Annotated in this window: 12 protein-coding genes; 5 read left to right on the forward strand and 7 right to left on the reverse strand. The window is 69.0% G+C overall.

The features are described from left to right. Positions 1-138 precede the first annotated feature (138 nt). Genes WBN91_RS36140 through WBN91_RS36155 form a run of 4 tightly spaced genes read right to left on the reverse strand, consistent with a single transcriptional unit; the run spans position 139 to position 5,440 of the window. Positions 139-987 carry an ABC transporter ATP-binding protein gene (locus WBN91_RS36140; RefSeq protein ID WP_337728766.1) on the reverse strand — a complete coding sequence of 283 codons (849 nt, stop codon included), beginning with the start codon at positions 985-987 and terminating at the stop codon, positions 139-141. Further along, positions 984-2,756 carry a dipeptide/oligopeptide/nickel ABC transporter permease/ATP-binding protein gene (locus WBN91_RS36145; RefSeq protein WP_337728767.1) on the reverse strand — a complete coding sequence of 591 codons (1,773 nt, stop codon included), beginning with the start codon at positions 2,754-2,756 and terminating at the stop codon, positions 984-986. The genes WBN91_RS36140 and WBN91_RS36145 overlap by 4 nt, the downstream gene beginning before the upstream one ends. 16 nt (positions 2,757-2,772) lie before the next feature. Beyond that, complete coding sequence (locus tag WBN91_RS36150; RefSeq protein WP_337728768.1) at positions 2,773-3,762, reverse strand: ABC transporter permease; 990 nt, start codon at positions 3,760-3,762, stop codon at positions 2,773-2,775. A gap of 1 nt (position 3,763) precedes the next feature. Further along, a complete protein-coding gene (locus WBN91_RS36155; RefSeq protein ID WP_337728769.1) occupies positions 3,764-5,440 on the reverse strand; it encodes an ABC transporter substrate-binding protein in 1,677 nt (558 codons plus the stop codon). A gap of 142 nt (positions 5,441-5,582) precedes the next feature. On the opposite strand from WBN91_RS36155, the gene WBN91_RS36160 reads away from it, so the two are divergent. Beyond that, on the forward strand, positions 5,583-6,836 hold the full coding sequence (locus tag WBN91_RS36160) for an ROK family transcriptional regulator (RefSeq protein ID WP_337728770.1): 1,254 nt from the start codon (positions 5,583-5,585) through the stop codon (positions 6,834-6,836). Between the two features lie 201 nt (positions 6,837-7,037). Here WBN91_RS36160 and WBN91_RS36165 read toward each other — a convergent pair whose 3' ends face one another. Continuing rightward, positions 7,038-7,376, reverse strand: coding sequence for a YybH family protein (locus WBN91_RS36165; protein WP_337728777.1), 339 nt, complete (start codon positions 7,374-7,376; stop codon positions 7,038-7,040). A gap of 78 nt (positions 7,377-7,454) precedes the next feature. Here WBN91_RS36165 and WBN91_RS36170 point away from each other — a divergent pair, with 78 nt between their 5' ends. After that, complete coding sequence (locus WBN91_RS36170; RefSeq protein WP_337728771.1) at positions 7,455-8,480, forward strand: helix-turn-helix transcriptional regulator; 1,026 nt, start codon at positions 7,455-7,457, stop codon at positions 8,478-8,480. Here WBN91_RS36170 and WBN91_RS36175 read toward each other — a convergent pair. Both WBN91_RS36175 and WBN91_RS36180 read right to left on the reverse strand, forming a co-directional pair. Then, complete coding sequence (locus tag WBN91_RS36175; protein WP_337728772.1) at positions 8,437-9,723, reverse strand: NtaA/DmoA family FMN-dependent monooxygenase; 1,287 nt, start codon at positions 9,721-9,723, stop codon at positions 8,437-8,439. The genes WBN91_RS36170 and WBN91_RS36175 overlap by 44 nt on opposite strands. 8 nt (positions 9,724-9,731) lie before the next feature. Then, entirely contained in the window at positions 9,732-10,751 is a 1,020-nt protein-coding gene (locus WBN91_RS36180; protein WP_337728773.1) for an LLM class flavin-dependent oxidoreductase, read from the reverse strand. Between the two features lie 455 nt (positions 10,752-11,206). On the opposite strand from WBN91_RS36180, the gene WBN91_RS36185 reads away from it, so the two are divergent. From WBN91_RS36185 to WBN91_RS36195, 3 genes are all read left to right on the forward strand, one after another. Continuing rightward, complete coding sequence (locus tag WBN91_RS36185; protein ID WP_337728774.1) at positions 11,207-11,653, forward strand: DoxX family protein; 447 nt, start codon at positions 11,207-11,209, stop codon at positions 11,651-11,653. Between the two features lie 65 nt (positions 11,654-11,718). Beyond that, positions 11,719-12,141, forward strand: coding sequence for a YciI family protein (locus tag WBN91_RS36190; RefSeq protein WP_337728775.1), 423 nt, complete (start codon positions 11,719-11,721; stop codon positions 12,139-12,141). Positions 12,142-12,196: 55 nt separating this feature from the next. Next, the gene (locus WBN91_RS36195) at positions 12,197-13,429 is read left to right on the forward strand and encodes an RNA polymerase sigma factor (RefSeq protein ID WP_337728776.1); all 1,233 of its coding nucleotides are present in this window, start codon (positions 12,197-12,199) and stop codon (positions 13,427-13,429) included. Positions 13,430-13,587 lie beyond the last annotated feature (158 nt).

Raw genomic sequence — 13,587 nt, forward strand, 5'->3', positions numbered from 1 at the left:
GCCGGACGGGGAAAGAAACCGAGGCCCTTCCCGTGGGCGCTAGCCGCTTCGGCTCGCGCCTTCGGCGCGTAGCACCCGCGCTTGGACTGAGCGTCGGCGGCGGGAAATGCATCCCGCGCTCCGCGTGAACCAGCTGGATCAGGCTCGGTCGGCGGTGGTGTAGTGGGTGACCGCAGGTTCCGCGCCCGCCCTCTCGACCTCAGCCGGATCGATGTCGAGAAGCCGTCCCCGAGCATCCGGATTCGGTGCAGCCGAAGCAAGGATCTTGGTGTAAGGATGCTGCGGATTGAGGATGACGTCGTCGGCAGGCCCCCGCTCCACCACCCGCCCCTTGTACAACACCAAAATGTCATCCGAAAAATGCCGAGCCGTAGCCAGATCATGCGTGATGTACAAAACCGCCAACTCCTCCTCCCGCTGCAACCGCGCCAACAGGTTGAGCACCCCCAACCGAATCGACACATCCAGCATGGACACCGGCTCGTCAGCGACCACAACCTTCGCCCCCGGAGCCAAAGCCCGAGCAATGGCCACCCGCTGGCGCTGACCTCCAGACAATTCATGAGGACGACGCCCGGCAACCTCCTCCGGCAGCGAGACTCGACCCAAAAGCCTGACCACCTCCGCATTCCCATGCGGCCGGCCGTGCAGTTTCAGCGGCCGTTCCAAATGATGGGCAATAGTGTGGAAAGGGTTCAAGGACGCAAAAGGGTCCTGGAAGACCATCTGCACATGGTCCCGATAATGCTTAGACGGGACCTCCCGCCCCTCAGCGTGCACGGTGATCCGGCCACCGCTGGGCTTCTCCAAGCGGGCGATCATGCGGGCAATGGTCGACTTGCCCGAGCCCGACTCGCCGACCAACGCGACCGTGCGGCCCGGGGTGAGCGTGAACGACACGTCGTCGACCGCCCTCAGCCGCACCCGCTTGAGACCAACCCTGACATGGAAGTCCTTGACCAGGTTCTGCGCTTCCAGCGTGGTCACAAGGCACTCCCGGAGGTCTCTCGGACGAACGCGCCGCGTTCGCCGGTCAGGCTGGGGAACGAGTCGAGGAGTTTGCGGGTGTACGGGTGGGCGGGGGCGGCGTAGACGTCCGCCGCCGGGGCGTACTCGACGACCTCGCCGTCCTTCATCACGGCGATCCGGTCGGCCAGTTCCAGCAGCAGCGGCAGGTCGTGGGTGATGAACAAGACCGCGAAGCCGATCTCGTCGCGCAACCTCAGGATCTCGCGGAGGATGCCGCGTTGCACCACCACGTCCAGTGCGGTGGTCGGCTCGTCCATGATCATCACCTGCGGGTCGAGCAGGAGGGCCATCGCGATCATCACGCGCTGCCTCATGCCGCCGGACAACTCGTGCGGGAACGACGTCAGTCGCCGCACGTCCACGCCGACCAGCCGCAGCACCTCCTCGCACTTGGCCCGCCGCTGCGCCTTGGACATCTCGGGCCGGTGCGTGGTGAGGACGTCGTCGAGCTGGGCGTGGACAGTGGTCACGGGGTTGAGGGCGTTCATCGCGCCCTGGAACACCATCGACAGCTTCGACCAGCGGAACTCCCGGAGCTCCTCGGTCCCCAGTGCGAGCACGTCGATGTCGCCGCCGTCCCGGTCGTGGAACGTCACCGAACCGGTCGTGACCTCGGCGGGTGGGCGGTGGAGGCGGTTCACGGCGTAGGCCAAGGTCGTCTTGCCGCACCCGGACTCGCCGGCCAGGCCCAGGATCTCCCCGCGCCGCAAGGTGAGCGAGACGTCCTTCACCGCATGAACGGGCACGCCGACCTGGTACACCACCGACAGGCCGTCGACGGTGAGCACCACGTCCTCATCAGGCCGGGCAACCGGTCGCGGCGACCGTTCCGGAGCCTTGCCGCGCTTGGGGATGTCGCGCAGCTTGGGGTTGATGATCTCGTCGATGCTGAAGTTCACCAACGCCAAGCCGCAGCCGAACAAGGCGATGATCAGACCGGGCGGCACGAACCACCACCAGGCGTCGCGCTGCAACGCGAACCCGTTCTGGGCGTAGTACAACATCGTGCCCAGCGTGGACGAGTTGGACGCGCCCAAGCCGAGGAACGACAGCCCTGCCTCGCTCAGGATCGCGTACACCACCGAGAACACGAACTGGGAAGCCAACAGCGGCAACAGGTTCGGCAGGATCTCCACCCCGATGACCCGCCACGCGGGCTCGCCGGACACCCGCGCCGCGGCCACGTAGTCGCGGTTGCGCAGCGACAGGGTCTGCGCCCGCAGGACCCGCGCCGACGCGGCCCAGCCGGTGATGGCGAGCACCACCGCGATGGTCCACGACCCGCGCTGGTCGGCGGGCACGAACGCGGAGATGACGATCACCAGCGGCAGGCCGGGGATCACCAGCATCACGTTGGAGAACAACGAGAACGCCTCGTCCACGTACCCGCCGACGTAGCTGCCGACGATGCCGAACAACGCGGACAGCGCCGTCGCCATCAGCCCGACCAGCAGGCCGATGTACAGCGAGCCCCGGGTGGCGTGGGCGAGCTGGGCCAGGATGTCCTGGCCGGTCAGCGTGGTGCCCAGCGGGAAGTCGCCGCCGGGCGGGGTGAGGCCGAGGTCGCGGATCGTCGCCGGGTCGCCCACGAACAGCGGCCCGACCAGGCCGAACAGCGCGATCACGGCGATCAGGCCGGTGCCGACGAGCAGCTTGGGCGACCGGCGCGGCAGCATCGCGCGCCACCCGCGCGGGGAGGCGGCGGGAACGGTACTGGGGTTGGTCACGGTGTCCGCTCCTGGTTCAGCCGCTGACGCGGGTGCGCGGGTCGATGACGGCGTACAGCAGGTCGACCACGAGGTTCGCGCCGAGCACGGCGACCGTGATCACCAGGAAGATGCCCTGCATCAGGGCGTAGTCGTTGTTCTGCACGGCCTGCAACAGCTTCGAGCCGATGCCGGGGTAGGAGAACACCTGCTCGGTGATGATCGACCCGGCCACCACGAACCCCAGGGAGATCGCGAACCCCGCCACCGACGGCAGCACGGCGTTGCGCGCCGCGTACCGGATCATGATGCGGGAATCGCGCAGCCCCTTGGCCTTCGCGGTGAGCACGTAGTCCTCCGACGTGGTGGACACCATCATGTTGCGCATCCCGAGCAGCCAGCCGCCCACCGACGACAGCACGATGGTCAGCGCGGGCAGCGTCCCGTGGTAGACCGCCGAGCCGAGGAACTCCAGGTCCCAGCCCGGCGAGAGCACCACGTCGTACCCGCCCAGCAGCGGGAACCAGCCCAGGCCCGACGCCAGCAGCGCCACCAGGATCAGCGCCAGCCAGAAGTACGGCACCGCGGCCAGGACGGTGGTGGCGGGCACCAGGCTGTCCAGCCAGGTGCCGCGCCGCCAGCCGACCAGCGTGCCCAGGACGACGCCGAGGGCGAACGACAGGAACGTCGCGATCCCCACCAGCACCAACGTCCACGGCAGCGCTTCCGCGATGATGTCCGACACCGGCGTCGGGAACGAGCTGACCGAGACGCCGAGGTCGCCGCGGAACATGTTGCCCAGGTAGGAGAAGTACTGCGACAGCAGCGACTCGTCCGACCCGGAGCCGAGCAGCAGCTCGTACGCCCGGCGGGCCGACGGGTCCACCGTGCCGCCGCGCTGGGCCAGCTTCGCCATGAGGATGTCCACCGGGTTGCCCGGCATGAGCCTCGGGATGAAGAAGTTCAGCGTCAGCGCGGCCCAGAAGGCGACCAGGTAGAACGCGAGCTTGCGGGCGTGGTAGCGCATGTCAGCTCGCCGGCTTGAGCTTCAGGAAGATCTCGGAGTGCTCCGGGCGCGCCCAGACGGCCGGGAACGCGTACAGGTCCTCCTTGGTGGGCCAGCCGGTGAACTTCTTGGCGTTGTACTCGCTGGTGGTGCCGCCGGTGAGGATCGGGATGTACGGCACGAGCTCCTCGATGCGGGTCTGGATGGCGTCGAAGTGCGGCTGCCGCTTGGCGTCGTCCTCCGGGTCGATGCCCTTGAGCGCGGCCAGGGCGGCGTCGATGGCCGGGTCGCTGACGCGGGCGAAGTTCGGGTTGGCGATCTCGCCGACCTTCGCGGTGGTGGCGGTGCTGTAGAAGTAGGAGGCGTTGTAGAACGGGTCGGGCGCGGGCCCCTGGTGCAGGGCGTCGATCAGCAGCTCGTACTGGCCGCGACCGCGCGCGTCGGACCACTCGTTCCAGGACAGCTGCTGCGGGTTGATCTTGATGCCGACCTTCTGGAGCTGTTGGCTCATCGTCTCGACGGCGGTGATGTAGTCGGTCCAGCCGGCGACGACCTTGAGCGACAGGGCCAGCGGCTTGCCGTCCTTCTGGTAGATGCCGTCCGCGCCCTTGGTGTAGCCCGCGCCCTCCAGCAGGGACGTGGCCTTGGCCTCGTCGGGCTGCATCGGCGCGGTCCTCTCCTTGAGCTTGGTGGAGACCTGGTCGCGGTCGCGTTCCAGCAGGGCGGCGCCGGGGGAGATCTCGCTGGAGGTGTTCTCGAAGGCCAGCTGGTTGATCTGGGTGCGGTTGACGGCGTAGTAGACGGCCTTGCGGACAGCCACGTCGGTCTGCGGCCCGACGCACCCGAGCGCCGCGTTCGAGCAGGTGAACAGGGCGGTCTGGTTCATCGGGACGGTGATGGCCTTGTACCCGGGGTAGTTCTTCTCGACGTTCTTGATGTCCGGCACGGGCCCGGTCTGCCAGTCGATCTGACCGGCCCTGAGCGCAGCCTCACCGGACTGGTTGCCCGAGAGCGCCAGGTAGCGGACCTTCTTCAGGGCCGGCTCGCCCGCGTAGTAGTTCGGGTTCGACTTGAGCGTGAACGCCTGCGGCTTGAACTCGTCGAGCTGGAACGGCCCGGTGCCCACCGGCTCCTTGACCACGTCCGTCGCGGGCGTCGCGAGCCCCGACCACTTGTGCTTGGGCACCATCCAGATGCGCCCCAGGATCTGCGGGCCTTCCATGAACGAGGGCTCGGGGAACTTGATCGACACGTGCGTCGGGTCGACGGCGGTGGCGGCGCCCTTGTAGCCGGTGCCGTTCATCGCGGCGTTCTTGGTGACCATGTCGAGGGTGAAGACGACGTCGTCGGCGGTGAACTTCTGGCCGTCGGTCCACTTGGCGTCGTCGCGGAGCTCGATGTCGAGCTGGGTGCCGTCGGCGTTCCACTTGAAGGTCTTGCCCAGGCGCGGGCGCGGCTCGACGTCCCGGATGTTGTTGTAGAAGAACAGCGGCTCGAAGATCGTGCCCGGCCCTTCCAGGGCGGTCGGGGAGAACGGGTTGAAGTTCAGCTGCCAGTCACCGGACTGGCCGGTGTAGACGACCAGCGTGCCGTCCCCTCCGGCCGGTGTGCTCGACCCACCGCACGCCGTCGCCAGCATGGCCAGCGCGGCGATCCCCGCCGCCACCGCCCGTGAACGCTTCGCCTTCAGGAACATCATCGATCCTCTCGTGGCCGGTCACGCCGTCGAGGCAGATTGTTAAGTCAACGAAGAAACGAAGTCAACACCTCGCGGTCATCTACCCGCCAAGTTGCTACGCTTCGACCGACGAACGAACTAAGACGCACAGGGGGCCGACGTCATGAGCCAGCACGCCAGCAGCAAGGCGGCCGTGCTCGACGTCATCCGGGCGGCCGGCACCATCAGCCGAGTCGGCCTGATCAACGCGACCGGCTTCACCGGGGCGACCATCTCCACCGTCGTCCGCAAGCTCATCGACGAGGGCCTGGTCGTGGAAACCGGCCGCGCCGAGTCCACCGGCGGCAAGCGCAGAGTGCTGCTCCAGCTCAACCACGCGTCCCGCTACGCGGTGGGCGTGCACCTGGACCACGCCGGCATCACCTACGTGCTCACGAACCTGGGCGGAGCGGTAGTCGCCCGGATCTCACGCCCAGGCGCAGGCGCAACCGAACCCGCCACCGTTGTCGACCGCATGGCCACCGAGGTCACGGCCTTGATGACCGGCGTGGGCGTAGACCGCGACCGAGTCCTGGGCGTGGGCCTGGTCTCGCCAGGCCCCCTCAGCCCCACCACCGGCATGGGCCTCACCCCACCCGCGATGCGCAAGTGGGAGGACTACCCCCTCGGCCAAGCGCTGGAACGCGCCACCGGCCTCCCGGTAGTCCTGGACAACGACGCCACCGCCGCCGCCCTGGGCGAACACTGGTCCGGCGGCATAGGCGGAACCGCCATCTCCGCCGCCCTCTACATGGGCACAGGCATCGGCGCCGGCTTGGTCATCAACGGCGTGACCTATCGAGGATCCAGCGGAAACGCCGGCGAAATCGGCCACACCTGCGTAGACGCCAACGGCCCGGACTGCTGGTGCGGCGCCCGAGGCTGCGTGGAAGTCCTAGCCGGCCCCACAGCGGTAGTAGCAGCCGCCCGCGCCGACCCGGCGTTGTCCCGAGCCGCCAGCCTGACCACCCACTCCCGCTCGGTCTCCGCCGACTTCGCGGCAGTCAGCCGAGCAGCCCGCCGAGGCGACCCCTCAGCCCTGGCCATCCTGGAACGCTCGGCCCGCTACATCGCAGCGGCAGCGAGAAGCCTGGCCAACGTCATGGACCTGGAAGTCCTGGTCCTGACCGGCCCGAGCTTCGCCATCGCCGGCTCGATCTACCTACCCATCGTCCGAGAAGAACTGGACCGAGCCTTCTTCTCCCGAGCAGCGCACCCGGTGGACGTCCGCCTGTCCCGCCACGCCGCCACGGCTTCGGCCATCGGCGCGGCAGCCTTGGTCCTCCAGTCCGAACTAGTCCCCCTCACCGAGGGCCTGAAACTCCCAGAAAACCTCAGCGCCGCCGAACCCGCTCCCCTACCAGCCTCCGGCACGTAACCCAAAGCAGATCAGGCGCGCGAAGCGCGGTTCTTCGCGCGCGCAGCGCGGCTCTTCGCGTGCGGTAGGTGTCACTTACAAATAGAGGGCGTCGGTTCCCCACCGTATGGCCATGCGATGGGAGAACCGACGCCCTTCACCCTCAATCGGGTGGTTCGCTCGTCCGCAGGCGCTTTTGATCTTGAGAGCGCGCCAGCGCGTTCAGCTCACGAGCATGGGCTGGTCGACGACCCACAACCAAGACCCATCCGCCTGCCGCCGCGCGATCTCCACCGTCATCTCCCCGGTGGTCAACGTAGACACCGTCAACGCCAAATCCCCACTGACCAACGCCGGATGCTGCCGCCCCGCCGTCAACACCGGCGCCGCCGCCACGAACTGCTCGAACACCGCCCGGATCTCCGCATGACCGTTGGCGAGGTTCCCCGGCGGGAAGGCCAACACGGCCCCCGGCTCGTACAGCGCCACCAGCCCGTCCACATCCCCCGCGTTGCCGCGCTCGATGAAGAACCTGCCCAGGTCGTTCGGCTCGGTAGCCACTTCCTTGATCGTCATGCCGCCAAGCCTCGCAACCGATACACGACACCCTCTGTCGTGTATTCCAGGTAGTTTTCGACCATGCGCGCCGACCGGCTGGTCTCGCTGGTGCTCCTCCTGCGCCGCCACGGCCGGCTGTCCGCGACGGCGTTGGCCCGCGAGCTGGAGGTGTCCACCCGCACGGTGCTGCGGGACATCGAGGCGCTGTCCGCCGCCGGTGTCCCGGTCTACGCCGAGCGCGGCCGGCACGGCGGGTTCGCGTTGCTGCCCGGCTTCCAGACCGAACTCACCGGGCTCAACCACGAGGAAGCACTGGCCCTGCTGGTCGCCGGATCACGGCGCGGCGCGCAGGCGTTCGGGCTGGGCACGGCGCTGGCCTCGGCCATGCGCAAGGTGGTCGACGCGCTCCCCGAGAGCTACCGCGCCACCGCCGCCGGAGCGGTCCAGCGCCTCCTCATCGACCCGGAGACCGACCTCCTCGCACGCCGACAAGCCCCTGACGAGGTGCCCGACGACGTGGTGGCCGAGGTGCGCCGCGCGGTGTTCGCCGGGCGCAAGCTGCGCATCCACTACGCCGCGGCCGGCCAGCCCCCGCAGTGGCGCACGGTGGACCCGATCGGCCTGGTCACCGTGCGCGAGCAGGTCTACCTGCTGGCCACGAGGTCCGGCGAGGACCGCACCTACCGGCTGTCCCGCGTCCAGGCCGCCGAGGAACTCACGGAACCCGCGCAACGCCCCGACCGGGTCGACCTGGACCGGGCGTGGCAGGAACGCAGCACCCGTTTCCGGACCGGCGGCGACCAGGTCACCGCGCTGGTCCGACTCCACCCGGCACGACGCACGGACCTGGTGCGCACCGCCGTAGCCGTCCTCACCGAAGACACCGACCCGGACGGTTGGCTCCGCCTGGAAGTCACCTTCCAGGACCGCAGACACGCCGAATGGGCACTGTGGCAGCTAGCCGCCGGCGCGGAAGCCCTGACCCCGCAATGGCTCCGCGACTCCCTGCACACCCGCGCCACCGCCATCGCCGCCCGCTACAACGACCACGAAGAGCCGCCCGCTACGACGACTCCGCAGACCCGAACAGGTGCGACCGCAACGTAGACCCGGCGTAGTCCGCCCGGAACACCCCACGCTCCTGCAACAACGGCACCACGGTGTCGGCGAACACGTCGAACCCGCCCGGCGTCACGTGCGGCACCAGGATGAACCCGTCGCTGGCATCGGCCTGCACCAACTCGTTGATCTGCGCAGCCACCCCCGACGCCGTCCCGATGAACGTCTGCCGGGCCGTCTTCTCGATGATCAACTCCCGGATCGACAGCTTCTTCGCCGCCGCCAACTCCCGCCACTCCCGCGCGGTCGCCAACGGATCCCGGTGCTGCCGCACGCTCGCCCGACCCCGCGCGATGGTGTTCTCCCCGACCACCGGGTCCACCTCCGGCAACGGCCCGTCCGGGTCGTACTCGGACAGATCCCGGTTCCACAGCTGCTCCAGGAACTTGATCGCGGTCTGCCCGCTGACCTGCTGCCGCCGCACCTCGTGCGCCAGCTCCTGCGCCTCGGCGTCGCTGTCCCCCAGCACGAAAGTGGCCGCGGGCAGCACCTTGAGCTGCTCCGGCGTGCGCCCGTACTTCGCCAGCCGCCGCTTGACGTCCGCGTAGAACGCCTGCCCCTCCACCAGGGTCGCGTGCCGGCTGAAGATCGCGTCCGCCTTGGCGGCGGCGAACTCCCGCCCCTCCTCCGAGTCACCGGCCTGGAGGACCACCGGCCGACCCTGCGGCGACCGGGGCAGGTCGAACTTCCCGGAGATGTCGAAGTGCTCGTCCCGGTGGGCGAAGTCGCCGCCGTCGCGCCACGAGTCGAACAACGTCGTCGCCGCGTCGAGGAACCGCTTCGCCCGCTCGTACCGCTGCTCCTCGGGCAGGAACCCGCCCCGCCGGAAGTTCTCGCCGGTGAACGCGTCCCACGAGGTCACCACGTTCCACCCCGCGCGCCCGCCGGACAGGTGGTCCAGCGACACGAACTGCCGCGCCACCTCGAACGGTTCGTTGAAGGTGGAGTTGATGGTGCCCGCCAGTCCCAGGTGCGTGGTCACCGCCGCGAGGCCCGCCAGCACGGTGAACGTGTCGGGGCGGCCCACCACGTCCAGGTCGTAGATCAGCCCGTTCTGCTCGCGCAGCCGCAGCCCCTCGGCCAGGAAGAAGAAGTCGAACTTGGCGCGCTCGGCGGTCCGGGCGAAGTGGACGAACGACGAGAACTCGATGTGGCTGCCCGCCGCCGGATCGCTCCACACCGTCGTGTTGTTGACACCGGGGAAGTGCGCGGCGAGGTGGATCTGCTTCATCTCACTCCTCAGGCGGCGTAGCGGTTGGCGGGACGCGGCAGACCGAGGTGGCCGCGCAGCGTCGTGGCGGTGTACTCGGTCCGGAACACCCCGCGTTCCCGCAACAGCGGCACCAGCTTTCGCGTGATCACCCGCAGGTCGTCCGGCAGCGACGCGGGCCGCAGCCGGAACCCGGCCGCCCCGGCGGCGTGCCAATCCACGAGCAGGTCGGCCAGCTCGGCGGGGCTACCCGTGTATGCGAATGCGTCGGACTCCAACGCATTTTTTCGGCCGAAACCTACGAGAACGTCCACGAAATTCAACACACCTCCCACCTCCGCCCCGATGGTCCGGACGTCCTCCGCGCCGTACGGGGTGGTGAAGACGAGGTCGGCGGACCGGCGCGCCAACGCGTGGACCGGGGACTCGTGCGACAACACGGCCACCGGCGGCTGGCCCTGCGGCGGGCGTGGGGTGATGGAGGGACCCTTGACGCTGAACCACTTCCCGGCGAAGTCGATGTAGTGCAGCTTGTCCCGGTCGATGAACCGACCGGTGGCGACGTCGCGGATCTCGGCGTCGTCCTCCCAGCTGTCCCACAGCCTGCGGAGCACCTCGACGTAGTCCGCAGTCTCGTCGAGCAGGTCGCCGAGCGGGGTGTCGGCGGTGATCTCACGCCGCCCGAAGTGCCGGGCCGCCTCGGGCGAGGCGGACGCGCGCACCCGCACGCCGGCCCGGCCGCTGCTCACGTAGTCCAGCGTGGCGATCGCCTTGGACAGGTGGAACGGCTCGGTGTGCGTCGCGACGACGGTCGGCACCAGCCCGATGCGGGAGGTCAGCGGCGCGACGCGGGAGGCCACCAGGACGGCGTCCAACCGGCCGACGTGCCCGAGGTCGTCTTCGAACGTCACGAAGTCCAGCAGTCCGCGCTCGGCCTCGCGGACCAGCTCGACCCAGTGCTCCGGCGTGAACCGCGCGCCGTCGTCGGGTGTCGATGGGTCCCAACCGGTGCCGTCGAGCGCGACGGCGAGGTGCAGCCCAGGTGTCATGGTCCCAGCGCCCCCTTCCACTTCGACCTCCATCGGATTCTGGGGCAGCCGAACAGGGCGGTGGAGGGGCGACCACTGGCTGAGAACGGCCGGCACTTCCACCTGACGCCGGGAATATCCGCGGCAAACCCGCCCGGCGCCTGCGGAGGCACGCCCGCTCCCACCTCGAACCCCGCCCTCGCCCCTCCGGCCAACGGACCGCCTCGCCCTCGCCCCTCGCCCCTCGCCCTCACCCCTCACCCCTCGCCCCTCGCCCCTCGCCCCTCGCCCCTCGCCCCTCGCCCCTCGCCAAGCCCGCCACACCGCCCCACTGCACCAGCCGCCGACGCCCCCACACCCCCTCCAACCCTCTGACCTGCGGAAACAAAAAATCTCAAAAAACTTCCCGGGACGTGTCGATCCGGCGGGGGTGCCGTTCGTCGCTTGAGCAAGACCACCGAGAAGGAGCTGAAGAGATGACCACCACGACCGTCCCCACCCAGTCCGCCCGCACCGAGTCCGCCGCCCCCAGCACCACGCCCAAGCGCAACGACCTCGTGCTCGCCGCCTTCCGGGTCGTGGTGTCCTTCCTGTTCGCCTGCCACGGCCTCCAGGGCTTCGGCCTCCTCGGCGGCATCGACGGCCAGGGCACCGCCGTGCCGGTCGGGTCGTTCCCGGGCTGGTGGGGCAGCGCGATCGAGGTCGTCTGCTCGGTGCTCGTGCTGGTCGGCGTGGCGGCCCGGCCCGCTGCCGTGCTGGCGTCCGGCGCGATGGCCTTCGCCTACTTCGTCTTCCACCAGCCGGCCGGCCTGCTGCCGCTGCACAACATGGGCGAGCTGGCCGCGGTCTACTCGTGGTCCTTCCTGCTGATCGCGGTCCTCGGCCCCGGCCGCTACACGCTGACCCGCCTGGTCCGCCGCTGATCCTCCTGCGTCACACCACCGACTTCGTCAAGATGAGCAAGGCACACTCCGAAAGGGACAAGCAGATGCGTTTCATGGTGATCGTCAAGGCGACCGCGGACACCGAGGCCGGCGCCATGCCGAGCGAGGAGATGGTCCGCGAGATGACCGCCTTCAACGAGGAGCTGGTGAAGGCCGGCGTGATGCTCGCCGGCGAGGGCCTGCACCCCAGCAGCAAGGGTGCCCGGGTGTACTTCGACGGCGACCAGCGGACCGTGGTGGACGGTCCGTTCGCGGAGACCAAGGAGCTGATCGCGGGTTTCTGGCTGCTGGAGCTGAAGTCCCTGGAGGAGGCCGTCGAGTGGGTGAAGCGCGTGCCGAACCCGACCGGCGAGCAGTCGCAGATCGAGATCCGCCAGGTCTTCTCCCCCGAGGACTTCGACATCTCCGACGAGCTCAAGCAGCGCGAGGCCGCGCTCGCCGAGGAGATCAAGGCCCAGCAGAGGTAACCACAACCCCTCTCGCCTTGCCGACGCGCATCGGAAGCTGGTCTGATCCTGGACCGTGACAGCTTCCGATGCGCGTCGCGCTGTCGAGGCGGTCTGGCGGATCGAGTCGGCACGGCTCATCGCCGGCCTGGCCCGAATGGTGCGCGACGTGGGCCTGGCCGAGGAACTCGCCCAGGACGCCCTGGTCAGCGCCCTGGAACAGTGGCCGCAGACCGGAACCCCGCGCAACCCGGGCGCTTGGCTGATGACCGCCGCCAAGAACCGGGCAGTCGACCAGATCCGCCGCCAACAGAACTACCAGCGCAAACTCGCCGAAATCGGCCGCGACGACCTACACCGCACCGCCCCCGACGCCGCCGCCCACGTGGGCGACATCAACGACGACCTCCTCCGCCTGGTGTTCACCGCCTGCCACCCGGTCCTGTCGGTAGAAGCCCAGGTGGCCCTGACCCTGAAGATGCTCGGCGGCCTGACAACCGAGGAGATCGCCCGCGCCTTCCTGGTGTCGGAGTCGACCGTCGCCCAACGAATCGTCCGCGCGAAGAAGACCCTGTCCAAGGCAAACGTGCCCTTCGAGGTCCCAGCCGAGAACGAACGCGAAGCCCGCCTTGCGTCGGTACTGGGCGTGATCTACCTGATCTTCAACGAGGGCTACTCCGCCACAGCCGGCGACGACTGGCTCCGCCCCGAACTCTGCGCCGACGCCCTACGCCTGGCCCGAGTGCTGGCAGGCCTGATGCCGAAGGAACCCGAGGTCCACGGCCTGGTCGCGCTGCTGGAAATCCAGGCATCCCGGTCACGAGCAAGAGTCGGCCCCAACGGCGAGCCGGTGCTGTTGATGGACCAGAACCGAGGCCGCTGGGACCAATTGCTGATCCGACGCGGCCTGGCGGCGCTGGAGAAGGCCGGCGGCGGGCCGTACTCACTACAAGCCCGAATCGCAGCTTGTCACGCCGTGGCCAAGACCCCGGAGGAAACCGACTGGCTGCGCATCGCAGGTTTGTACGAGGCGCTGGCCCTGGTGGCCCCGTCCCCGATCGTCGCCCTGAACCACGCGGTAGCCATCGGTTTCGCATTCGGGCCGGAGGTGGCGTTGGGCCTGGCGGACGACTTGCTGGACGAGCCGGCCCTGAAGGATTACCACCTGCTACCCAGCGTGCGCGGGGATTTGTTGTTCAAGCTGGGACGGATGGAGGAGGCACGAGCGGAGTTCGAACGGGCAGCGGGAATGACCCGCAACGAACGCGAACGCACCCTCCTCCTCAACCGAGCCGCCTCCTGCACCTGACCAGCCCCAACACCAGCCGCCCTCACGCAACACCAGCCTCCCCCACGGAGCACCCGCCCCCACCTCGCCGCAGCGCACCCGGGCTTTTCACGAAGCTGCCGCACGGCACACCTCTACCTGGGCTTCTTGCTTGTGTCATCCCCGTATGGCCTGCCCGA

The sequence above is a fragment of the Saccharothrix sp. CCNWYY140 genome (assembly GCF_037401995.1).
Classification (GTDB): Bacteria; Actinomycetota; Actinomycetes; order Mycobacteriales; family Pseudonocardiaceae; genus Actinosynnema.

Coding starts and splice junctions, on each gene's coding strand:
- WBN91_RS36150 (WP_337728768.1), bottom strand. CDS start 3,762: ATGCGCTACCACGCCCGCAAGCTCGCGTTCTACCTGGTCGCCTTCTGG.
- WBN91_RS36155 (WP_337728769.1), bottom strand. CDS start 5,440: ATGATGTTCCTGAAGGCGAAGCGTTCACGGGCGGTGGCGGCGGGGATC.
- WBN91_RS36160 (WP_337728770.1), top strand. CDS start 5,583: ATGAGCCAGCACGCCAGCAGCAAGGCGGCCGTGCTCGACGTCATCCGG.
- WBN91_RS36170 (WP_337728771.1), top strand. CDS start 7,455: ATGCGCGCCGACCGGCTGGTCTCGCTGGTGCTCCTCCTGCGCCGCCAC.
- WBN91_RS36175 (WP_337728772.1), bottom strand. CDS start 9,723: ATGAAGCAGATCCACCTCGCCGCGCACTTCCCCGGTGTCAACAACACG.
- WBN91_RS36180 (WP_337728773.1), bottom strand. CDS start 10,751: ATGACACCTGGGCTGCACCTCGCCGTCGCGCTCGACGGCACCGGTTGG.
- WBN91_RS36185 (WP_337728774.1), top strand. CDS start 11,207: ATGACCACCACGACCGTCCCCACCCAGTCCGCCCGCACCGAGTCCGCC.
- WBN91_RS36190 (WP_337728775.1), top strand. CDS start 11,719: ATGCGTTTCATGGTGATCGTCAAGGCGACCGCGGACACCGAGGCCGGC.